Origin of the sequence: Mycoplasma sp. HU2014 (genome assembly GCF_001199495.1) — a bacterium.
GTDB lineage: Bacteria > Bacillota_I > Bacilli_A > Mycoplasmatales > Mycoplasmataceae > Mycoplasma.
Genome location: NZ_LFYS01000064.1, coordinates 1 through 24,726, shown reverse-complemented (window position 1 = coordinate 24,726; position 24,726 = coordinate 1). Strand labels below are relative to the sequence as shown.

Genomic DNA, 24,726 nt, shown 5'->3' with positions numbered 1-24,726 from the left:
AGGGGGAAACATGGAAAACATAAAACAAAAAAAATCTATTAAGATTGAATTAGCAAACCCTGATACTATCCGTTCTTGATCACACGGAGAAGTTACAAAACCAGAAACTATCAACTATAAGACATTAAAAGCCGAAAAAGATGGATTATTTGATGAAAGAATTTTTGGTCCAACTAAAAACTATGAATGTTCATGTGGTAGATACAAAAAAGCAAACCCTATGAACAAAGGTAAAAAATGTGAAAAATGTGGTGTGGAATTAACTGAAGCGATCGTAAGACGCGAAAGAATGGGACACATTGAATTAGAAGAACCAGTAACTCACATTTGAATGTTAAAAGTTGCACCATACAGAATTGCTGCTTTATTAGATTTAAAAGTTAAAGAATTAGAAGAAGTAGTATACTTTGTTTCACACATCGTTTTAGAAGCTGGGGATTCAAAGCATTTTTCAGAAAAAGAAGTTTTAGATTTAGGTTCATCTAAAATTAATAAAACACGTGAAAAATTACGTGAAACAATCTTAGAAGTTATTAACATAATCAATGATCCAGAACACCGTGATACTAGAAAAGCTAATAGATTATTAGAAGAATTAAATAATACTAGCATTCCATTTTCTATTGATGAAGCAACTACTTTAATTGGTAAGTATACAGGTGCTAAATTCGGTATTGGAGCAAGAGCTGTTGAATATCTATTGAAAAAAATAGATTTAGAAAAAGAAAGTCAAGCTATTAAAGCTGAGTTATCTAATCTTAAAAAATCTCCAAACGACAGATCTAAATTAATGAAACGTTTAGAAACTCTTGATTCTTTAAGACGTTCAAATCAAAGACCTGAATGAATGGTTATGAGAGTAATTCCAGTTATTCCACCAGACATTCGCCCTATTATTCAATTAGATGGTGGTAGATTTACTACTTCTGAGATTAACGATCTATATAGAAGAATTATCATCAGAAATGAAAGATTAAAAAAAGTTAAAGAAATGGGAGCACCATCAATTATTGTTAACAACGAAAAACGTATGTTACAAGAAGCTGTTGATGCCTTATTAGATAACGAACGTAAACCAAAACCAGTTCAAGGTAAAAATAAACGTCCTTTAAAATCATTAACAAGTGTTTTAAAAGGAAAACAAGGTCGTTTCAGACAAAACCTATTAGGAAAACGTGTTGATTACTCTGCTCGTTCAGTTATTGCGATTGGACCAGATCTAAAAATGTATCAAGCAGGATTACCACGTGAAATGGCTATTACATTATTCAAGCCATTTGTAATTCAATGATTACAAGAACATGAATATGCAGAAAACGTTAAAGCTGCTGAAAAAATGGTATTACAAAACGATCCTAAAGTTTGAGAAGCTTTGGAACAAGTTATTAAAGAAAGACCAGTTCTTTTAAACCGTGCTCCTACTTTACACCGTTTAGGAATTCAAGCTTTCGAACCTAAATTAGTTAAAGGAAAAGCGATTCGTCTACACCCATTAGTTACAACTGCATTTAACGCCGACTTCGATGGGGATCAAATGGCTGTCCACGTTCCTATTACAAAAGAAGCGATTGCTGAGTCAAGAGCTTTAATGTTAGGATCAAATGCAATTTTAGGTCCTAAAGATGGAAAAGCGATTGTTACTCCAGGTCAAGATATCATTTTAGGAAACTATTATGTTACAACTGAAGAAAAAGATGCAAAAGGTCAAGGTATGATGTTTGCATCAATTCAAGAAGCATTCACAGCTTATAAAAATGAACAAGTTTCATTAAATGCATTAATTGGTATGCTATTATCAGCACTTCCTGAAGAAAAATTCAGCAATAAAGAACAAAGACAAAATTCATACTTATTAACAACAGTTGGTAAATTATACTTTAATGAAATCTTTGATAAAACTTTCCCATGAATTAACTCAAACAGTATTTGAAATGCTGAAGAAGTGTTACCTGAGTTTATCTACAACTTTAATCAAAATATTAATGATGTAATTAACAATGTTGAAATTCAACAACCAATTAAGAAAAAAGAATTATCAATCATTATTGAAAGATACTTCCAAACTTATGGAGCAAGAAAAACAGCTGAAATGCTAGATAAAATGAAAGATCTAGGATTCCATTTCTCAACAAAATCAGGAACTACTATTTCAGCTGGAGACGTTGTTGCTTTTACTCACAAATACGATGAATTCAAAGAAGCTGATGCTAAAGTTGAACAAATTACTGAATATTACAACATGGGTATGTTAACTGCTAGTGAGAAAAAACGTAGAATTATCGAAGTTTGATCATCTATTAAAGATAATATCCAAAACGAATTATCAACAGTGTTACGTAAAGATGTAAAAAACCCAATCTTTGTAATGGTGGATTCAGGAGCTCGTGGTAACGTTTCTAACTTTACTCAGTTAGTAGGAATGCGTGGATTGATGAATGATACTAAAGGAGATATTAAAGAAATTCCTATTAAATCATCATTCCGTGAAGGATTAACTGTGTCAGAATACTTCGTTTCAACGCACGGAGCTAGAAAAGGTATGGCCGATATTGCCTTAAAAACTGCCGATTCAGGATATCTAACAAGAAGATTAGTTGACGTTTCACAAGAAATTGTTGTTGTAAATGAAGACTGTGAACCAACAAAAGGATTCGAAGTATCAGCAATTATTGATACAAAACACGATAATGTTATCGTTCCTTTAAAAGATAGATTAGATGGTCGTTTTGCATTTGCTGATATTTATGACAACAACAATAATTTAATTGTTGCTGCTAATACAATGATTGATAAAAACATTGCTGAAAAAATTGTTAAAGCAGGAATTACAAATGTATTAATTCGTTCAGTATTAACTTGTGATAATACACGTGGTGTATGTCAAAGATGTTATGGACGTAACTTAGCTACTGCTTCATTAGTAAAAGTTGGAGAACCAGTTGGAGTTGTTGCTGCTCAATCAATCGGAGAACCAGGAACTCAGCTTACTATGCGTAACTTCCATACCGGAGGGGTTGCTGGTAATGCTGATATTACTCAAGGGTTACCTCGTATTAAAGAATTACTTGACGTTACAACACCAAAAGGATCAGTTGCAATTATTTCAGAAATTGATGGAGTAGTATCAAACATTGAAGATCACAATGGAATTTATGTTATAAATATCGTTGGTGAAAATGAAACAATTAGAAAATACAAAACTGATTTCAACTCAATTCTTCGTGTTGAAAATGGTGAACATGTTCAAGTAGGTCAAAAATTAACTGAAGGAGCTATTGATTTACATCAATTATTAGAAGTTGGTGGAATTCAAGACGTTCAAAACTACATTCTAAAAGAAGTTCAAAAAGTTTACCGTTTACAAGGTATTGAAATTTCAGATAAATACATCGAAATCATTATTAAACAAATGTTAAACAAAGTAAAAATTACTGACAGCGGTGAATCAGATTTATTACCAGGTGAAATTGTTACAATTCAAAATTGAAAACAAGCTGTGCAAAAATGTATTATGAATGGTCAAAGACCTCCATTATCAGTTGCTCAAATATTTGGTATTAAAAAAGCACCATTAGAATCAGAATCATGATTATCTTCTGCATCATTCCAAGATACAGCTAGAGTATTAACAAAAGCTATTATTAAAGGAAAAGAAGATAAACTACAAGGATTGAAAGAAAACATTATGTTAGGAAACTTAATCCCTGCAGGTACTGGTTTAACAGGAACAAGTGAAGTTGAAAGATTAGCTGAAGAATACCACAACAACGAATACTAATAATAACTAGAAAATCTTATGCTAAAAACATAAGATTTTTTATTATAGAATTAAAATATTTTTATATTGTAAAATAAATTTATGTACTTTAAGGAGAAAATTTATGAAGAAAAAATACAAGTCGCTTGTTGTTGTTGGTAGCCAATGAGGTGATGAAGGAAAAGGTAAGATAACAGACTATTTTGCCCAAAAAGCAGATGTTGTAGTTAGATTTGCTGGTGGTGATAATGCTGGTCATATGATTGAATTTAATAATAAAAGACATAAAGTAACTATTGTACCATCAGGAGTGTTTAATGCTGATGTTAAAAATATTATAGGTAATGGTACAGTTGTTAATTTAAAAAACTTAGTTTCTGAAATGAAAAAATTAAACGAAGCAGGAATAGATACTAAAAATGTTTATATTTCAGATAGAGCACATTTAATTTTTGAATGACATACCCTATTAGATGAACTTCAAGAAGAAGCTAGAAAAGAAAATAAAATAGGAACAACTAAACGTGGTATTGGTCCTACTTATTCAGATAAAGCTGCTCGTTATGGTATTAGAATTTGTGATATTTCTCAACCAAATTTCAAAGCTGTATTAGAAAAAAACATAGAATATCATAATGAAATTATTACCAAAGTTTATAATCACGAACCATTAAAATTAGAACCAATTTATAATGAATTAATGAGTAATTTTGAAGTTATTAAAAATAATATTATAGATTCAGGATATGAAGTTGCTAATTTAATTGAAGATGATAAATTCGTTTTATTTGAAGGAGCACAAGGAGTTTTACTAGATATAGATCATGGTACTTATCCTTTTGTAACTTCATCAAATTGTTCAGCAAATAATGCTTCAATTGGAGTTGGAGTTCATGCAAAACACATTAACAAAGTTGTTGGAATTGTTAAAGCTTATAATACTAGAGTTGGATCGGGTGGTATGCCAACTGAAATAATAGGTGATTTAGCTAATAAATTAAGAGAACGTGGTAGAGAGTATGGATCAAATACAGGTAAACCACGTAGAATCGGTTGACTAGATTTAGTTGCACTAAAATATGCAATTAGAGTTGGTGGAATTGATGAATTATTCTTAACATTATTTGATGTTCTAGATACCGAAGAAAAAATTAAAATTTGTACAGCTTATGAATTAGATGGAAAAATTATTCATTCAATGCCAGCAAATGATTTAGATCTAAAAAGATGCAAACCAATTTATGAAGAAGTTGATGGATGAAACGAAGATATTACTAAAGTGACTTCATTTGATGAACTTCCAGTTAATGCACAAAAATATATCAAAAAAATTAAAGAAATTGTAAAAACTCCATTCTTAGGATTTTCAGTTGGACCAGATCGTAAACAAACAATTTTAATTAAAGGTGAATTTGATGATTAAAAGATACGAAGTTAAAGAAATTGCAAAAATCTGAAGTGATGAAAATAAGTATAATGTTTGATTAAAAGTTGAACAACTAGTTTGTGAAGCTTGAGCTGAGTTAGGATATATCGATAAAACTGACATTGATAAAATTAACAAAAATTTAAAAGTAGATTTAAATAGAATGTTAGAAATTGAAGCTGAAACAAAACATGATGTTGTTGCTTTTACAAGAATGTTATCTGAACAACTAGATAAAGAAAGTAAATGAATACACTTAGGAATTACTTCAACTGATATTGTAGATACCGCTCAAAACTATTTAATTAAATCATCTAATATAGTTATTGAAAACGAATTAGAAAATATCTGTAAAACTCTTAAAAAATTAGCACTAGAAAACAAAAAAACATTAATCATGGGAAGAACTCATGGAATGTATGGAGAACCAACTAGTCTAGGATTAAAGTTTGCTTTATGATTTGATGAAATTAAAAGACAAATTAATCGTTTCAAATTAGCTCAACAAGATATAGAGGTTGTAAAAATTTCTGGATCTATGGGAAACTATGCTAATTTAGAACCTGAAATAGAACAATTTGTAGCAGATAAACTAGATATGAAAATTGATAATTTATCAACTCAAGTATCACAAAGAGATAGACACATATTCTTAGTTGAAGTATTTGCAAATATTGCAACAACTTTAGAAAAAATTTCAACTGAAATTAGATTGCTACAAAGAAGTGACGTTAATGAAATGGCTGAAGGATTTAGTAAAAATCAAAAAGGTAGCTCATCGATGCCACATAAGAAAAATCCAATATCAAGTGAAAACATCGCTGGATTAAGTCGTTATATCAAATCTCAAGTTTTAACAGTTTTAGAAAATAATAATTTATGACACGAACGAGATATTTCTCATTCATCAAATGAAAGAATCTATCTACCTGAAATTTTTAACTTATTAGTTTATATAATTAGAAGAACAAATGATACATTAGAAAATATCGTTATTAATGATCAACAAATGCTAAATCACATTAATGAAGCTAAAAATATTTATTTCTCTCAAAGAGTGTTAACATACATTTTAATAAATTGTAAAGATGTTACTAGAGAAGAAATTTATGACAAAGTTCAATCTATCACATTAAAATGTCTAAAAGACAAATTAGATTTTAAAGATGAAGTTTTACAAAGTTCATTAATTGAATATGTATCAAAAGAACAACTAGAATCTTTATTTGATAACAATTTCTTTTTAAGACATGTTGATCGTATTTTTAATAGAGTTTTTAAATAGTAAAAAATCACGCCTAAGCATGATTTTTATTTATATTATTCTAATGAGTAAATTCCACGATCTAAAACATAGACATTTTCATAACCCATTTTTTGTAAAAATCTAGCAGTAAGAGATGATCTATTTCCATGATTACACACCATAATTAGTTTTTCATTAATATTAGGTCATCTAAATTGAGGATTATTTAAAACTTCAAGATATGAAATATTTTCACTTGGTTCAAATCTTTTGAAATTTTTATATTCATAGTCATCTCTAACATCAATAACTTTTCAACCCTGATCTAGAAGTTGAAAAAATTCTTCTTTTGAAATACTAATTTTATCCATACCAATTCACCTACTAATTTTATCCATACCAATTCACCTACTAATATTTTACTTAACTATAAATGTTATCTAATAATGTTGTAAAATATTTTTAAACTGGGAGGTAAAAATGGATAAAATTTATATTGGAAACGACCATACGGCTGTTGAAATGAAAAATGCTATTAAAAAACACTTAATCGAAAAAGGTTATGAAGTTGTTGATTTAGGAAATAATAACGGACAATCATGTAATTATGCATCTATAGGATATGATGTTGCTAAACATGTTGTAGATGATAAAAATAGTAAAGGTATTGTAATTTGTGGTTCTGGAATCGGGATTAGTATTGCTGCTAATAAAGTTCAAGGAGCAAGAGCTGCTTTAGTTTATGAAACTCAAGCTGCTAAACTTTCACGTTTACATAATGATGCTAATATTTTAGCAACTGGAGCGAGATTCATTGCTGTAGCAAAATCATTAGAATTAGTAGACACATTTTTAAATACAGATTTTGAAGCTGGTCGACACACAGAAAGGGTTTGTACATTAAATGAATTCAAAAATTAATGAAAAAATATTAATTCCATTAAGAAAGGAATTAGAAAGACAACAAAATCATATAGAATTAATTGCATCTGAAAATTTTGTTTCAGAAGCAGTTTTAAAATTAAATGGATCAATTTTAACAAATAAATACGCTGAAGGATATCCAGGTAAAAGATATTACGGGGGTTGTGAATTTATTGATGAAATTGAAAGTTTAGGAATTGAAACTATTAAAAAATTATTCAATGCAGATCACGCAAATATTCAACCACACTCTGGAAGTTCAGCAAATGAAGCTGCATATAGAGCTATTTTAAGTCATGGTGATAAAGTTGTTGCTATGAGTTTAGATGCTGGAGGGCATTTAACACATGGTTATCCAATTAACTTTTCAGGATCAAGTTATGACTTTAGATTTTATGGAGTAAGTAGAGAAACTGAACAATTAGATTATGATGAAATTGAAAAAATTGTTTTAGGGCACCAACCAAAATTAGTTGTAGCAGGAGCAAGTGCTTATTCAAGAATTATTGACTTTAAAAGATTCCGTGAAATAGCTGATAAAGTAGGAGCAATGTTAATGGTTGATATGGCTCACATCGCAGGATTAGTTGCTGCTGGAGTTCATCCTAACCCAATGGAATATGCTGATATTGTAACAACTACAACTCACAAAACTTTAAGAGGAGCTCGTGGTGGAGTTATTTTATGTAAACAAGAATATGCTAAAAAAGTTGATTCAGCAGTTTTTCCTGGTTCACAAGGTGGTCCATTAGAAAATCAAATTGCAGGAAAAACTCAAGCTTTCTTAGAAGCATCAACTCCTGAATTTGTTGAGTATGCAAAACAAATTGTTGCTAATACAAAAGCATTTGCTAGTGAATTACAAAATCAAGGATTTAGATTAGTTGCTGGTGGATCAGATAACCATTTAATAACTATTGATGTTAAATCAACTATTGGAATTACAGGAAAAGTAGCAGAAAAAACTCTTGAAAAAATTGGTATTGTTGCAAATAAAAACATGATACCATTCGATCAAGAAAAACCTTTCTACACTTCAGGAGTTAGATTTGGAACACCTGCAATGACAACAAGAGGATTTAAAGAAGATACATTTAAACAAGTTGCACAAATTATAGGTAGTGCTTTAAAAGATAGATCAGAAGAAAACTTAGAAAAATTATCTAAACAAGTAACAGAAATTTGTAAACAATTCCCTATATATCAAAACATAGAATATTAATAACATAATTAATGTTGCAAAAATTTAAAAAAATATTAGACAAGGTTTTACATATATTTATATATGTAATCTTTTTATGTTTATTTTTCACATTTCTTTACACAAGATTAAATAGTAATTATTTACAAACTGTAACATTTTTTGTTATACCTTTAAAGCACAGAGCATTAGCTATTATAGGAGATATTTCCATACTTTTAGTATTATTCAGCTTTATATTATTATTTAGAAATAAATTAATAAGAATTATATTAATGAATTTAATTTTAATCTTATTAATTGTTTATTTATTCTTGAATTTTGGTGTATCAAAATATGCAACCACAATCTTCCCTTTTTATGATCATAAGATAGAAAATGCTAGCGATTTTTATATAAACGCAGGAAAACATGCAGGGGGGGGTTACTTTTTAGAGTATAAATTCCATCTTCTTATAATTTATATAATTCTTTTTAATCTATATTCAATAACTTATCTTGTTTTAAAAAAGAAATTCTTTAAAGAAGTTAAAACAAATAAAAATAAAAGCAATTTTAGTATCAAATTTTTCAAAAGATTTTTAATTAGTTTATCTTTATTCACTGGTGGCTTAACTGGCTCTTTTCTAACTTTTTGAAATTATAATACTTACTTAAAACAAACAGTACAAGTTGAATCATCTAACCAGACATTAATGATGCAAATGACAGGTAAACTAAACTATATACTTTATACTAGTTATGATCCTTTTATAAAAAATAACCAGAAACTGGATGTTTTAAAAGATAAACAATTTATTAGTAAATATTCTAGATTAGGTAATAATTCTAAAAATATATTAGGTAATGATAAAAAGAATTTAGATGCCAATTCAGAAATTTATAAAATCAAAGATTCAATAAAAAATATAATTTATGTTCAATTTGAATCAACTAATCATTTATTTAGCAGTAAAGATAATATTTTCACTAACACTGATTATCTACCATACCTAAGAAGTTTATTAAAAGAATCATATGTACTAGATAACTTCTATTCAAATGCAGGAGTAGGTAATTCAGCTGATGGAACGTTAACAGTATCAACTGGATTAATTCCAACAGGAAATAGAGTAAGTTCTAAAGAATTAAAAAGAACAAAAAGTGAAATTCAATTTTCTTTACCTAGACTATTAACTGATTTTAATAACTATATTTTTGAACCAAATAATTTAGAATTTTATCATTATAATCATTTCTTTGAAAACTCTTTAGGTTATCAAAACCGATATTATTTTACAGATAATAAAAAATATAAAGATGATAATAAATTTAATGTTTTTAACTTTAAAGAAATTAAAAATTTAGATGGTACAAATATCATAAAACCTACTTTAAATTTATTTAATACTGATGTTATTAACGATCAAATACTACCTAGTTTAATTTATAACATTATTACTAATAATAAAGATGTAAACAAAAAAGAGAAAAACTTTTTCCATTTAAACTTATGCTTACCTCACGCTCCTTTTAATTATTACAAAAACAAAGTAGAAATTAAAAATAACAATATTAATAAACTATCTACTGAAGGAAGAAATTATTTAAATGCAGCAATTGATTTTGATAATGTTATTAAAGAATTTATAAAATTAGGTAATAAGTTAAAAGATACTATGTTTGTGTTTTACAGCGATCACCCACATACCGGATTAAATAAAAATGATCTAGAAATTTATTACAATAAAAAACTAACTTGATTAGAATATGTAAAACTAAGACAAAAAATACTTGCATTTATTTATATTCCAGATAAAAATAACAACACAAACAGTGATATACCTAAAGGTATATTAAAAGGTGTGAACAATAACATTAGAAGTCATATTGATATTTATGCTACTATGTTAGAATTATTTGCTAAAAATAAACCTTATCATTATTTTGGAACAAATATTTTTACAGATGAAAAAACATATAATCTTGACCCTAGAAATATGTTGTTAATTACTGATGATTTTTCTATTTTAGGAAATAGTGTTTATTCATCTAAAGATGAAATAATGTATCAAATTAATAATGAAAATATAGATTTAAATTATGTTTTAGATAAATACAATTCGATTAAACAAGACAAAATTATTAAAGATAAATATTTTATGCAAAATAAATTAAATGAGTTATTTTCTTTTAATAATTAGTAGAATTTAAACTGCTAACAAGCACTTTTTAATTTTTTGCAACTAATAAAAATATTTACATATTCTTTAAATTACAATAAAATAGATAAAAAGGAGAATATTATGGCATTTACTGAATTAAAACACCCATTAATTATTGATAAATTAACAAGAATGAGAAGAAAAGAAACTTCATCCAAAGATTTTAGAGAGAATCTAAATGAAATTGCTCAATTAATGGTTTATGAAATTTTTAGAGATTTACAATTACAAGAAATTGAAATTGAAACACCAATTCAAAAAACTAAAGGTTATACAATTGATCAACCTATTGTCTTAGTTCCAATTCTAAGAGCAGGAATAGGTATGTTAGATGGTATTCAAGCATTAATTCCAACAGCAAGAATTGCTCATGTCGGATTATATAGAGATGAAGAAACATTAGAAATTCATCAATATTTTGCAAAAACAACTAAAGATATCGATAAAAGTTATGTTATTGTTGTTGATCCAATGTTAGCAACCGGAGGAAGCGCATGTAAAGCTATTGATATTGTTAAAGAATGAGGAGCTAAAAACATTAAATTTGTTTGTTTAGTAGCAGTTGAAAACGGAATTAAAAAATTACAAGAAAAACACCCTGATGTTGAAATTTATGCTGCATCAAAAGATGAATATTTAAATGAAAAAGGTTACATTGTTCCAGGATTAGGAGATGCTGGAGATAGAATTTTTGGTACAAAATAATAATAATAAGATAATGAAAACAATTCTTAAGCAGAATCTTTCTACTTAAGAGTTGTTTTGCTATCATAATTAAAAATAAATTCACAAATAGAATAAATATACTAATTAATTAACTATTGTTATAAACGTTAATCATTTTGTTTGATATTCCAGATTTTTTTCCTAATACATTATTGAGATAAAATACTATACAATAAAATAGACTAGTTAATATAAATAAATTAGTGTTATAAATTTTAAATAATATTATTAATATATATGTCTAAAAAGAGAGGTATAAAGATGAGTAAGAAATTTTATGTAACTACACCAATTTATTATCCTAGTGGAAATCTTCACTTAGGTCATGCATATACAACAACACTAGCAGATATTTTAAATAGATATAAAAAAGAACAAGGTTATGAAACTTTCTTTTTAACTGGAAGTGATGAACACGGACAAAAAATAGAAGCAAAAGCTAAAGAAGAAAATATTAGTCCAATAGAGTACTTAAATCCAAAAGTTGAAAGTTTTAAGAAACTATGAGAAAAATTAAATATTAAATATGATAAATTTATTAGAACAACTGATGATTATCATGAACAAGCTGTTAAAAAAATCTTTACTAAATTATATGAAAAAGGATTAATTTATAAAGGAGAATATCAAGGTATTTATTGTGTTAGTTGTGAAGAATTTTTAAATGCTGATCAACTTGATAAAGATGGAATGTGTAAAATTTCAAATACAAAACCTCAAATAGTTAATGAAGATACCTACTTTTTAAAAGTTAGTGAATTTCAAGATTTTATCGAAGATCTATTAAAAAGTGAATTTTTAATCCCAGATTATAGAAGAAATGAAATGTTAAAAAACTTCGTTGAACCAGGATTAAAAGATTTATCAGTAACTAGAGTAAGTTTTAAATGAGGTATTCCAATCGATCAAAACCCTGAACACATAATTTATGTTTGATTAGATGCTTTAAGTAACTATATTACTGTTTTAGGTTATATGCAAGATGATGATCATTTATTTGAAAAATTCTGAAATGATAAAGATACAGAAATTCTACAATTAGCAGGAAAAGAGATTATCAGATTCCACTCAATTTATTGACCTGTAATGTTAAAAGCTTTAGATCTACGTCAACCTACACATTTACTAGGTCACGGTTGAATATTAAATAAAAATACTAAAATGAGTAAATCGCTTGGAAATGTAATTGATCCTATTAAGATAATAGATACTTATTCATCTGATGCTTTAAGATTTTATATAGCAAATGATCTTCCAACAGAAAAAGATGGTAACTTTAGTTTAGAATTATTTATTGAATCATTTAACGCTCATCTAGCTAATAATGTAGGTAATTTAATAAGCCGAACTCACAATATGATTACAAAATATTTCAATGGATATATTGATTTAAATAATGTTGAATATGACCAAGAATTGATTGATTTATCTATTAAAACAATTGATGAATATGTTAAAAATATGGATCAATATAAAATAAGTGCTGCAATTAGAAATGTACTAGATTTATCTGCATCATGTAACAAATATATTGAAGATACTGCTCCATGAAATTTAGCAAAAGAAAATCATATCAATAAACTAAAAACTGTTTTAGCTACACTACAAAGATGTATGTCAGTTATTAGTTATTTATTAAAACCTATTTTAGTTGGAAAATACAATGATATGATTGAACAATGTGGATTAGAAAACGCAGAAATTAACTTTGAGAACTTAAAAACATTTAAAGATATCAAATTTAATAAATTAAATGATAAAAAAGTATTATTCATAAGAGTTAGAGAATAATAAAAATTCATTACAATTGTTTTACAAGTGTAATGAATTTATTGTTTTTATATGATCAAATTTAATAAAGACAAGTCTCTCAATTAAAATATTTTTATTATTTTTGTCCCTAATATAGTTTTATTTGTCCCTAAGTGTTAAACTATGATTAAGGTGATTATAATGAAAAAAGCTAATGTTATTAATTTGATAAAATACCATGTAGAAAACAATGATCGTGCTTTTAGAGATGAGGCATATTTGATAGCAAATGATTTTTATTTAAATGGAGATTCTAAGCTTACTGAGTATATAGCATCTCTTCTTTCTAATGCAAATACATTTGTTCCTCAATTTAATGAAAATCAAACAGAATGAATAAGAAGAGTTGAAATAGAAAACAAACCACTACCTATTCCTGAAGAAATAAATAACGACATTATCGGAATAATAAATTCGTCAAATAACCAATTAGGAGTTAATAAATTTTTATTTATAGGTCCACCTGGAACCGGAAAAACTGAAACAACAAAACAAATCGCGAGAATTCTTAAAAGAGATCTTTTTGTTGTTGATTTTTCATCACTTATAAATAGTAAGTTAGGTCAAACCCAAAAAAATATTACTATGCTTTTTGATGAGATAAATAATTTATTAGTACCAGAAAATGCAATTATTCTATTCGATGAAATTGATGCCTTAGCTTTAGATAGAAATAATAATAATGATGTTAGAGAAATGGGTAGAGCAACATCAACTGTTTTAAAAGGCTTAGATAATTTAAATAAAAAAGTTATTGTTATTGCAACAACAAATCTATATGAACTGTTAGATAAGGCACTTAGTCGTCGATTTGATTCAATTGTTGATTTTGATAGATATTCACAGCATGATTTATTAGATATATCAGAAATTATATTTAGTGATTATTCAAAAAAACTTAAATACATAGCAAAAAATTCAAGAATGTTTAGAAAAATTATTTCATTATATGATCAAATCCCACATCCCGGAATTTTAGAAAATGTTATAAAAACTTCACTTGCTTTTAGCGATCCTGATAGTGAGTTTGACTATCTAAAAAGACTTTATAAAAAAGTAACTAACGGAAAAGAATATAATTTAGAAGAGCTTAAAGAAAAGGGTTTTACACTAAGAGAAATAGAAATTTTAACTGGTGTATCTAAAAGCCAGGTAGGTAGAGAATTGAAAGGAAGAGTACATGTCTAATAAGGTTATAGAGTTAAGAAATGAATTTAAGTCTGAATACTACACAAAAAAAATAAGTTCTAATCAATTACCTAATAACGCAAAACTTAATATTAAAGAACTAATTAATTTAAAAGAACAATTAATCACAATAAAACAATTCTGAAATTCTCAAAAATTAAAGATTAATCCTCTTGTTAGTGTTCACTACAAAAGAATCATTTCAAAAAGCAATAGAATAAAAGCTATATTTGAAAATGATGCTCTAAAAAATAATAAAAATGTAGTTGGTGCTAAGTTCTCTAAAACATTACCAAGTTATCATATAATCACATATTGTATAACTAATGAAATATTAGAAAACTCTATTTTAAATTTAAAAGAATGTATAAATTATCTAAATAAATATCAATACAAAGAACTTTCACAAGATGATATTTTATATATTAACAAAAATTTTGATAATTCTTTCTCTAAAAACTTAACAAAAACAAGATTAATAAATACAATAATTGACACATATTACATAAAAAGTTTTGAAGTTGATCAATTTGATGAATTCATAGAAGGTGGGTCAATTATAACTATTTATGATATAAAAATCAAAACTTCAGAAATCCTTAAACAACTAGACATAAATCCATTAACTGTACCAAAATTAAATGAAACAACTTTTTACTTAAATACTGAACAGCTTAAGCAGTTTATTCAAAAAGCACCGTATTTAATTGCTATGGGAATTAATGATATTTCAAAAATGGATCCTTTAAATTCAAAAGAAGCACAACAAACTATAACAGAAATAAAAAAACCATCAAATGAACCAATAATAGGTGTAATAGATACATTATTCGATAAACAAAATACTTATTTTTCAGAGTGAGTAGAATACGAAGATAGATTAGATGAGAATATAAATAGAAGTGTTGAAGATTATATACACGGCACTCAAGTTAGTTCAATTATAGTTGATGGACATAGGTTAAATCCTGAATTAGATGATGGGTGTGGTTATTTTAGAGTTAAACATTTTGGTGTTGCAAAACAAACAAGATTTAGTTCATTTACGTTACTAAAAGAAATTGAATCAATTATTAGAACTAATAAAAATATAAAAGTTTGAAATTTATCTTTAGGTTCAACAAAAGAAATAAATGAAAATTTTATTTCAATAGAAGCTGAATTTTTAGACAGAATTCAAGCTGAAAATAATGTTATTTTTGTTATATCAGGAACAAATAAAACATCAAATGAAATTATTAAGATAGGTGCTCCTGCTGATTCAATAAACTCTATTGTTGTAAATTCGGTTGATTATAAAAATAATCCTACAGATTATTCTAGATCAGGTCCTGTGCTGTCTCTTTTTAATAAACCTGATATCTCTTATTATGGTGGAAGTCATGAAAAAGGAATAAGAGTTTGTTCGGGATTTGAACAACAATATGCTATTGGTACTTCATTTGCAGCACCTTGGATAGCTAGAAAATTATGTTATTTAATTGAAGTTATTGGAATGTCAAAAGAAGTCGCAAAAGCATTATTAATACATTCTTCAACGAACTGAACAGATGATAATAAAAATATTAATACAATCGGACATGGAGTTGTTCCTATTCATATAAAAGATATATTAGAAACACCAAAAGATGAGATAAGATTTATTATTCAAGGAACAGCTACAAAATATGAAACATTTAACTATACTTTACCTGTTCCATTAAATAAAGATTATAAACACCCATTTGTATCTAAGCTTACAATGTGTTATTTTCCAAAAGTTTCAAAAACTCAAGGTGTAGATTATACTGATACAGAAATGGATATAAAATTTGGAAAAATTATTCAAAAAAATAGGAAAATAATGATTGACCCAATAAATAAAAATAAACAATCTTATGATGAACCTGTCTCTATTTTTGAACAAGAAGCAAGACAAAAATTTAAAAAATGAAATAACACAAAACACATCCAACAAAATCTATTTACTAACACTGGACGGATTGTAAAACCTACAAAATCAAAACAAGAACAAGGTTATTGAGGAATTAATATTCTAACAAAAGAAAGATTAGAAACAGTAAAAGATAAAAATCTTAAATATGGACTTGTTGTAACACTTAAGTCTGTTGATAAAAATAATTATTATGCTGATTTTATTAAAAGTTGTCAATTTAGAGGATGAATTGTAACTCAAATTGACATAGAAAACAAAGTTGAGGTTTATAATAAAAGTAATGAGACTATCAAGTTTGATTAGCAAATTGTTGAATATCAAGTTTGATTAGCAAATAGATAAGGAGATTTATTATGAAAAATTATCAATTAAAAGATTGTAAAAACAATTTAGTAAATTTATCAGATCTAGTTGGAGAAAAAGGATTAGTAATATTTTTCTATCCTAAAGCAAAAACTGGACTATGTACATTAGAAGCTTTAGAATATCAAAAACACTTAAGCGAATTTAAAAACAAAGGATACAATGTTGTTGGTGTAAGCCAAGATACTCCAGAATATAACAATGAATTTTGTTGTGAACAAAACTTAGAATTTACATTAATTTGTGACTTAGATAAAGAATTAACTAATGAGTTTAAATTAACATTTACTGAAATTGAATTCGAAGGTAAACCTTGAAATAAATATGAAAGATCAACATTTGTTTTGGATAAAGAATTAAATATAGTAAAAGAAATGAGAGATGTTGATCATATCGAACACGTTGGTGAATTACTAAGTCAATTATAATAATTATTACAACTTCAATTGAAGTTGTTTTTCTTGAGAAAATTTAAGTATGATTTCTAATGTTTTGTTTATTCCAGACCTTTAAATTTCTAATATTTTATTTATTGGTGAATTGTAATAAAATTAATGTTAGAAAATAAGAGAGGTACATAAAATATGCCAATTATCAAATTTAGTGGAGTTTGTGAAGAAAAAGTTAAAGAATTTAGTAATAAAGTTAATGAAATAGCAGAATTAGTTACAGCTAATCCTGAAAATATTATGTTTATTTGTGAAGATTCAAAAGTGTTCCAATTAAAACAAGAACAAAAACCAATTTATGTAACTGTTGAATGATTATCAAGACCTGATAAAGAACAAATCTTTGCAAATTATATGGTTGATTTTTTCAAAGAAGATTCATCAAAAGTATAAATATTTTTCACAGATGTTAATGGCAAATTATATGCACACACTAAAAAAGTAGGTTAATAAATGAAAATAGGTAATATTGAAATAAAAGGTAAAATTGTTCAAGGCCCAATGGCGGGGGTTAGCAACGAACCATTTAGAGTTATTTCTAAACAACATGGAGCAAGCTTAGTTTATGCTGAAATGGTTTCAGTTGCAGGGATGACTCATGAAAATAAAAAAACATTTAGTATGCTACAAGTAAGTAAAGAAGAACATCCGATGAGTATGCAAATATTTGGAAATGATGTAGAAGATTTTATTAATGCCACTAAATGAATAGATGAGAACGTTTATTGTGACATTATAGATTTAAACTTAGGTTGTCCTGCACCAAAAGTTGCAGTTAGATCAGCAAGTGGATCAGCTTTATTAAAAACACCTGAACTAATTTATGAAATTGTAAAAGCTGTAGTTGAACATACAAAAAAACCAGTTACTGCAAAAATTAGATTAGGTTGAGATAAAGATAGTGTAAATGCTGTTGAAGTTGCTAAGTTAATTGAAAAAGCAGGAGCTAGTGCTATTGCAGTTCACGGAAGAACAAGAAGTGATTTTTATTCAGGTCATGCTGATTGAGAAAAAATTAAAGAAGTTAAAGATGCAGTTAAAATTCCTGTTATAGGAAATGGAGATGTTGTTGACGGACCTTCTGCTAAAAAAATGTTAGATCTAACATGTTGTGATGCTGTTATGATTTCTAGAGCATGTCAGGGAAATCCTTGAATATTTGAACAAATTAATTATTATTTAGAAACAGGAAAAGAATTAGAAAAACCAAGTTTTGAAGAATGAGAAAAAACTGTTTTAAATCACGCTGATTTACTTATAAAATTAAGAGATGAACAATCAGCTATGCGTGAATTTAGAAAACATTTAACTTGATATTTAGATGTATTAGATAAAAAACCTATTTTAAAATTGTTAAAAGAAAAAGCAAACAAAATAGAAACTTTAAAAGATGTAGTAGATATCATTAAAGAATATGGGAGTGAATAAAAATGATAAATGATAGAAAATTTACTGAGCAAGAATTGATAAGAAGAGAAAAACACCAAGAATTAGTTAAAAAAAATAAAGATCCATATAAAATAACTAAATTCCAAAGAACTAACTCACTAAAAGAATTAAATGAAAAATTTGAAAAATTTTCTAAAGAAGAGTTAGCTAAAATGAATCAAGATATCGTTAGTGTTGCTGGAAGAATTAAATTATATAGAGAAGCTGGTAAAAAAGCTGCTTTTGTTAATATAGATGATCAAGATTCTGGTATTCAACTATACGTTAGATTAGATGAAATCGGAGCTGAAGCTTTTGAAGATTTTAGAGATTTCGATCTAGGTGATATTATCGGGGTTAAAGGCATCATGATGAAAACAGATCATGGTCAATTAACAGTTAGATGTAAAGAAGTTATTTTACTATCAAAAGCACTAAGACCACTACCAGACAAACATGCTGGAATTCAAGATATCGAAGAAAAATACAGAAGAAGATATGTTGATCTAATAATGAATCATGATGTTAGAAAAACATTCCAAGCTAGAACTAAAATAATTAGAACACTTCAAAAATTCTTAGATGAAAAAGGATATATGGAAGTTGAAACTCCTATCTTACACTCTTTAAGAGGAGGAGCTGCCGCTAAACCATTTATTACTCACTATAAAGCATTAGATACTGATGTGTATTTAAGAATCGCTACAGAATTACACTTAAAACGTTTAATTGTTGGTGGATTTGAAGGTGTTTATGAAATAGGTCGTATCTTTAGAAATGAAGGAATGAGTACACGTCATAATCCTGAATTTACAAGTATTGAGTTATATGTTGCTTATGAAGATATGTTCTTTTTAATGGATTTAACAGAAGAAATTTTCAGAGTATGTAATGCTAGTGTTAATGAGTCATCAATTATTAAATATGGAGATGTTACATTAGATTTATCTAAACCATTTAAAAAATTACACATGGTAGATGGAATTAAACAAGTAACTGGAATTGATTTCTGACAAGAAATGACAGTTGAACAAGCTATGCAATTAGCAAAAGATCACAATATTCATGTTGAAAAACACCAAGAAACAGTTGGACATATTATTAACTTATTCTATGAAGAATTTGTTGAATCAACAATTGTTGAACCTACATTCGTTTATGGTCATCCAAAAGAAATTTCTCCATTAGCTAAATCAAATCCTGAAGATCCAAGATTTACTGATAGATTTGAATTATTCATCATCGGAAGAGAATATGCAAATGCTTTTAGTGAGTTAAATGATCCAATTGATCAATATGAAAGATTTAAAGCTCAAATCGAAGAAGAAAATAAAGGAAATGATGAAGCTACAGATATGGATATCGATTTCATTGAAGCATTAGAGCACGCAATGCCTCCAACCGCTGGAATCGGTATTGGAATTGATAGATTAGTTATGTTATTAACAAACAGTGAATCAATTAAAGATGTTTTATTATTCCCACAAATGAAACCAAGAGATTAGACAATTAAAACACAAAATATTTCTATTCTAAAACAAACTTGCAAATAGCAAGTTTTTTTAATATTTTCCTAATACTAATAATGTTGAGTATATTTAACTTTTAATTGTTAAAATATATATAAATGACAAAAGGAGAAGATTATGAAATTAACAACATGAACATTTTATAAAGCAAGTAGCTTTCAAACTTTAACTGGTGATAATCAAAAAATAGGATCAATTCCCGTTCTGGTTTTACGTCCAGATTTTGTAAAAGAAAGAACTGTTTTATGTTTAGCATTAACTCAAAAAGTGGTAAATTCAATAATTATTGATTTACAAAACAAAGCCATTCAGGGACAAGAATTACTGAATATTTTTAAAGATAATATTGGATTTGCTTCTACAGATAATTTAGAAAAAATAGATGCAAAAGGATTAGATCTTTCAACACCAATTCTTGATGAAAATATTAAAAACTTAATTGAAACTTATAATTTATTTTTAAATAGTGAACCTATTACATTTGATAGTACCGATTATGAAACAACAGAAAAAGCACAACAACAAAAAGACGTATTTACAAACGTTGAAGTAGATAAAATGAAATTGCCTGTGTTACTTGAAACATTAAACGTAGGTATGGAAAATTATAAACAAAGAATAGAAGAATTTTCTAAATTAAAAGAATCAGAAATACCATCAAAAAAAGACGAACTATTTAATTTACAAGGTAATTTAATTGTATTTTTCGATCAAGCTTTAAGAGAAATGGATGGTTTAATTGCTAAATTAAGTGAAAGAAATAATGAATTGTATAAAGAATTACAAGAACTTAAAGGAGAAAATAAAAAATAATGAAAAGAAGTCAAGCAACAAATGATTATAAATGAGATTTTTCACACCTTTATAAAAATCAAGATGAATGAAAAAGTGATTTAGATAAACTAATGAGTTTAGCTAGAGAATATGAAAAATTTAAAGGTAATTTACACATTAAAGAAGAATTTTTCAAATCTATCAAATTAGATGAAGAAATTGAATTACTTGTTACTAAATTATCAATTTATACAAGAATGGGTGATACCGATCAAACTAATGAAGTTTATAGAACTTTAGAAGGTTTATTGATGAACGCATTACAAGAAATTTATCAATTAACTGCATTCGCAAGCCCTGAACTAAAAGAAGTTGGTCAAGATGTAATCTTTTCATGACTAAAAGAAAATAAAGAGTATGAAAAATACGAATATGGATATAGAAAATTCTTTGAACAAGCCAAACATATTTTAGATAAACACGATGAAGAATTGCTTTCTAAAGTTTCAAGAAGTAGAAGTGCAATTTCTATGATGTATGATACTTTAGCTTATGCAGATCGTCAAGATCAAGAAATTGAATACAAAGGACAAAAACAAGTTTTAACCAACTCTTTACTTGCTGAAATTAGTCAAGATTCGGATCCTATAAAAGATCAAGATTTAAGAATACAAGCAGGAGTTTTATTTGCTAAAAACTTTAGTGATAAAAAACATAGCTTTGCACAAATTTATGAAGGAATTTTACAATCAAGTTTAGAAAGTGTAAAACTAAGAAATTATCAATCAAGTCTACAATCAAGTTTAAGCAATGATTCAATAGATACATCAATCTATTTGAAATTATTAGAAGTTGGTAAAAAATACATTAAACCACTAGAAGATTATCTTTTATTAATTAAAGATACATTTAAATTAGAGAAATTCTATCCTTCAGATAGACAGTTAAAACTAGTTAAAGACTATAACCGTACTTTTACAGTTGATCAAGGTAAAGAAATAATTAGAAAAGCATTATCTGTTTTAGGTAAAGAGTATCTAGATAAATTAGAAATTGCTTGAGGTCCTAATAGAATTGATTATTATGAAGATACTAATAAAAGAGATGGGGCATATTCAACTGGTGGACATGGTGTTGAACCAATCATTTTAATGAATTGAGATGATAAATTAAACTCAGTTAATACATTAGCTCATGAATGTGGTCATTCTGTTCATACTTTATTTTCTGATGAAAACCAACCATATCCATTAAGTGAATATCCAATTATTTTAGCTGAAGTTGCATCAACAATTAATGAACATTTATTATTTGATTTTATGTATAGCAATGCTCAAACTAAAGAAGAAAAAATCTATCTGTTACAACAAAGAATTTTTGATTTAACTTCAACATTCTACAGACAAATTCAATTTGCTGATTTTGAATATAGAGCAAGTCAATTAGCAGAAAAACAAGTTCCATTTACAGCAGAACTATTAAATAACCTTTTTGTTGAAGTTCAAAACGATTATGGTTATACAGTATTTGATAAACTTGAAGATAAAGAGAAAAAACACGGATTTGGTTGACCTAGAATTAGTCATTTCTTCCATTCTCCATTCTATGTTTATAAATACGCAATCGATGTGACTGCAAGTTATAAATTGTACGATGATATCAAAAGGGGAAATATTGAATCAACAATCAATTTCTTAAAAGCTGGTGGACACAAAGAACCGTTAAAAATAATGTTAGACGCAGGTATTGATTTTACAAAAGAAGAAACTTATCAACCATTAATTAATGGAATTGTAGAATATACTAATCAATTAAAAGACTTATTAAAATAAATATAAAAAGAGTAGTCTTTATGTTTTTATCTAATCTTTTAAAGCATTAATAGGCACAACTAAAACACCGTCTTCTCTTTTATAAATTACATTCCCAAAACCAACAATAACACATTTTAATATTGGAGGTTTGTTGTTATTTTTGATGATATTTGAAATTGTTTTATTTAGTGTTTCGGCAGCTTCATCAACTTTATTAGAACCCAATTTAATTTCAAATGCACATCAATCACCATCTTTAAGTTCAATAACAACATCAATTTCATTATCCAAATAATCTTGATAGTGATAAATCTTGGCGTCCATCGCTCTTGAATACACCTTCAAATCTCTAACAACTAATGATTCAAATAATAACCCATATAAATTTAAATCTCTTTGAATTTTTGCTGGACTTAGATCTAATAGTGCACAAGCTAAAGATGGATCACAAAAATATCTTTTATCTTTTTGTTTAACTCTTAATGATGATCTTACATCTAATGAAAATGGTTTTAAATTGTCAAATAAAAACATAGAGGTAAGAAAGTCTAAATACTTAGTTAATGTAGGTCTAGATATTAGATTATCATTTTCATTTTGAGAAATATCTTTTAATATAGAGCGTTCAGAAACTGTAGTTGATGTATTTCTTGCTAGAGATTTTAATATCAATTCAATTTTTTCAGGACTATATTTATTATCGTTTTCGTCAACTAATTCTTGTTTTAAAATCGTTTCAATATAAGACTTAACAATTACGTCACAATCGTCTATGCTGGAATCTATATTATTAGGTCATCCTCCTCTAACTATTAAATATGACAATCGTTCATAATCTAATTCTTTTACATATGTAGGTCTTGGATCAAAATCTTTTGAACAAATTTCTTTAAGAGACACAGTACCAACAGAATCTCCAGACTCATACAAAGTCATAGGACTCATTCTTAAGCTAATTATTCTTCCTGCTCCACTATGTAAAATACCTTTATATTTAGGTGTAGCAGATCCTGTCAGTATAAAAAGACCTTTTTCACCAATCTCATCTACTTTAGCTCTGGTGGCATCTCATAAAGCAGGGGCTTCCTGTCACTCATCAATCATTTTAGGATATTCACCATCAAGAACGAATTCAGGATTAAAATTAGCTAGTTTTCTGTTAGCAAAATTTTTATATGGACTACCAACTAAAAATTCACTCTTTGAATTATGTCTTGAAGTTCATGTTTTACCGCACCACTTAGGTCCTTCAACACAAATTGCTCCAGCTATTGATAAATATCGTTGAATTACTTCTAGGTTTATAATTATCGTTTCTCATATTTATCTCCTTTTTGATATTTTTACCAAATTCAGGATAAAAATTTTACCAAATTTGTTAAATTTATTTTACCAAATTCAGGATAAAAATTTTACCAAATTAGATGAATCTGGAATATCAAACAAAATGATACCTTACCAATTATATGTTTTGGATCCAAAACATATAATTGGTAAAGGAGGTTAGAATGTTTACTATTTTAGACAATAAGTCATATGCAGAAATTAAAAAATGTATATTAGATATCTTTGCAAAGGATCCTAAAAGATCATGTTTATCAATAGCAAAGCAATTTAATAAATCTGTTTCTACTATAAAAAGATATAAGAAAGAATATCTTGATTTTATAAATACCGGAAAGGAGATAATACTTTCTCATAAAAATGTAAATAACAAGAATGCGCAAAAATATAGTGATGAAACAATATACAACTTGGGTGAAGTTTATCAAGGAGAAATGAAAATAACAGGAGGAGAGAACAATAACAGTAGTTGTTCATTTTTGACGTTGAAAAATTATCATAGTTGTTTAAAAGAAAAATTTGGTTATAAGATTTCATATTCTAATTTAGATAAAAGATTAATAAAACAGGGTTTTGCTAGTGCATACTGTAAGAGAAAAACTAGA

The 24,726-nt window shown here is 27.0% G+C and carries 20 protein-coding genes; 18 read left to right on the top strand and 2 right to left on the bottom strand.

All coding sequences use genetic code 4. From position 1 onward, the window contains the following. Positions 1 to 10 precede the first annotated feature (10 nt). From rpoC to purB, 3 genes are all read left to right on the top strand, one after another. Positions 11 to 3,778, top strand: coding sequence for a DNA-directed RNA polymerase subunit beta' (gene rpoC / locus AB668_RS03895; protein WP_050517708.1), 3,768 nt, complete (start codon positions 11 to 13; stop codon positions 3,776 to 3,778). Between the two features lie 103 nt (positions 3,779 to 3,881). Next, on the top strand, positions 3,882 to 5,180 hold the full coding sequence (locus AB668_RS03890) for an adenylosuccinate synthase (protein ID WP_050517707.1): 1,299 nt from the start codon (positions 3,882 to 3,884) through the stop codon (positions 5,178 to 5,180). After that, on the top strand, positions 5,173 to 6,468 hold the full coding sequence (gene purB / locus AB668_RS03885) for an adenylosuccinate lyase (RefSeq protein WP_050517706.1): 1,296 nt from the start codon (positions 5,173 to 5,175) through the stop codon (positions 6,466 to 6,468). Before AB668_RS03890 ends, purB begins: the two co-directional genes overlap by 8 nt. Before the next feature lie 35 nt (positions 6,469 to 6,503). On the opposite strand, the gene AB668_RS03880 is transcribed toward purB, so the two are convergent. After that, positions 6,504 to 6,800, bottom strand: coding sequence for a rhodanese-like domain-containing protein (locus tag AB668_RS03880; RefSeq protein ID WP_050517720.1), 297 nt, complete (start codon positions 6,798 to 6,800; stop codon positions 6,504 to 6,506). Positions 6,801 to 6,909: 109 nt separating this feature from the next. On the opposite strand from AB668_RS03880, the gene rpiB reads away from it, so the two are divergent. From rpiB to pepF, 13 genes are all read left to right on the top strand, one after another. Continuing rightward, entirely contained in the window at positions 6,910 to 7,350 is a 441-nt protein-coding gene (rpiB, locus tag AB668_RS03875; RefSeq protein ID WP_050517705.1) for a ribose 5-phosphate isomerase B, read from the top strand. Continuing rightward, positions 7,334 to 8,575 (top strand): serine hydroxymethyltransferase, encoded by a 1,242-nt coding sequence (glyA, locus tag AB668_RS03870; RefSeq protein WP_050517704.1) that lies wholly within the window; start codon positions 7,334 to 7,336, stop codon positions 8,573 to 8,575. Before rpiB ends, glyA begins: the two co-directional genes overlap by 17 nt. A gap of 254 nt (positions 8,576 to 8,829) precedes the next feature. Beyond that, the gene (locus AB668_RS03865) at positions 8,830 to 10,737 is read left to right on the top strand and encodes a sulfatase-like hydrolase/transferase (protein WP_050517703.1); all 1,908 of its coding nucleotides are present in this window, start codon (positions 8,830 to 8,832) and stop codon (positions 10,735 to 10,737) included. 102 nt (positions 10,738 to 10,839) lie between these two features. Beyond that, a complete protein-coding gene (gene upp, locus AB668_RS03860) occupies positions 10,840 to 11,463 on the top strand; it encodes a uracil phosphoribosyltransferase (protein ID WP_050517702.1) in 624 nt (207 codons plus the stop codon). 282 nt (positions 11,464 to 11,745) lie between these two features. Next, on the top strand, positions 11,746 to 13,275 hold the full coding sequence (gene metG / locus AB668_RS03855; RefSeq protein ID WP_050517701.1) for a methionine--tRNA ligase: 1,530 nt from the start codon (positions 11,746 to 11,748) through the stop codon (positions 13,273 to 13,275). A gap of 162 nt (positions 13,276 to 13,437) precedes the next feature. Next, positions 13,438 to 14,484 (top strand): ATP-binding protein, encoded by a 1,047-nt coding sequence (locus AB668_RS03850; RefSeq protein WP_050517700.1) that lies wholly within the window; start codon positions 13,438 to 13,440, stop codon positions 14,482 to 14,484. Then, positions 14,477 to 16,723, top strand: coding sequence for a S8 family peptidase (locus tag AB668_RS03845; RefSeq protein ID WP_050517699.1), 2,247 nt, complete (start codon positions 14,477 to 14,479; stop codon positions 16,721 to 16,723). The genes AB668_RS03850 and AB668_RS03845 overlap by 8 nt, the downstream gene beginning before the upstream one ends. A gap of 50 nt (positions 16,724 to 16,773) precedes the next feature. Then, positions 16,774 to 17,211, top strand: a complete 438-nt coding sequence (locus AB668_RS03840; protein WP_050517698.1) for a peroxiredoxin — start codon at positions 16,774 to 16,776, stop codon at positions 17,209 to 17,211. Between the two features lie 156 nt (positions 17,212 to 17,367). Beyond that, positions 17,368 to 17,625, top strand: a complete 258-nt coding sequence (locus AB668_RS03835; protein WP_050517697.1) for a DUF1904 family protein — start codon at positions 17,368 to 17,370, stop codon at positions 17,623 to 17,625. A gap of 60 nt (positions 17,626 to 17,685) precedes the next feature. Continuing rightward, positions 17,686 to 18,660 carry a tRNA dihydrouridine synthase DusB gene (gene dusB, locus AB668_RS03830; protein WP_050517696.1) on the top strand — a complete coding sequence of 325 codons (975 nt, stop codon included), beginning with the start codon at positions 17,686 to 17,688 and terminating at the stop codon, positions 18,658 to 18,660. 2 nt (positions 18,661 to 18,662) lie between these two features. Further along, a complete protein-coding gene (gene lysS / locus AB668_RS03825; protein WP_050517695.1) occupies positions 18,663 to 20,165 on the top strand; it encodes a lysine--tRNA ligase in 1,503 nt (500 codons plus the stop codon). A 141-nt stretch (positions 20,166 to 20,306) separates the two neighbouring features. Further along, entirely contained in the window at positions 20,307 to 21,002 is a 696-nt protein-coding gene (locus tag AB668_RS03820; RefSeq protein ID WP_050517694.1) for a hypothetical protein, read from the top strand. After that, positions 21,002 to 22,795, top strand: a complete 1,794-nt coding sequence (gene pepF / locus AB668_RS03815; RefSeq protein WP_050517693.1) for an oligoendopeptidase F — start codon at positions 21,002 to 21,004, stop codon at positions 22,793 to 22,795. Before AB668_RS03820 ends, pepF begins: the two co-directional genes overlap by 1 nt. 30 nt (positions 22,796 to 22,825) lie before the next feature. Here the strand turns inward: pepF and AB668_RS03810 are convergent, their stop codons facing one another. Further along, positions 22,826 to 23,881: an ATP-binding protein gene (locus AB668_RS03810; protein ID WP_235443345.1), complete on the bottom strand. Its 1,056-nt coding sequence runs from the start codon at positions 23,879 to 23,881 to the stop codon at positions 22,826 to 22,828. On the opposite strand from AB668_RS03810, the gene AB668_RS05945 reads away from it, so the two are divergent. Continuing rightward, the gene (locus AB668_RS05945; protein ID WP_235443344.1) at positions 23,838 to 24,284 is read left to right on the top strand and encodes a hypothetical protein; all 447 of its coding nucleotides are present in this window, start codon (positions 23,838 to 23,840) and stop codon (positions 24,282 to 24,284) included. The genes AB668_RS03810 and AB668_RS05945 overlap by 44 nt on opposite strands. Position 24,285: 1 nt before the next feature. Next, the coding region (locus AB668_RS03805) for a hypothetical protein (protein ID WP_152908057.1) at positions 24,286 to 24,726 on the top strand (441 nt) is incomplete at its 3' end.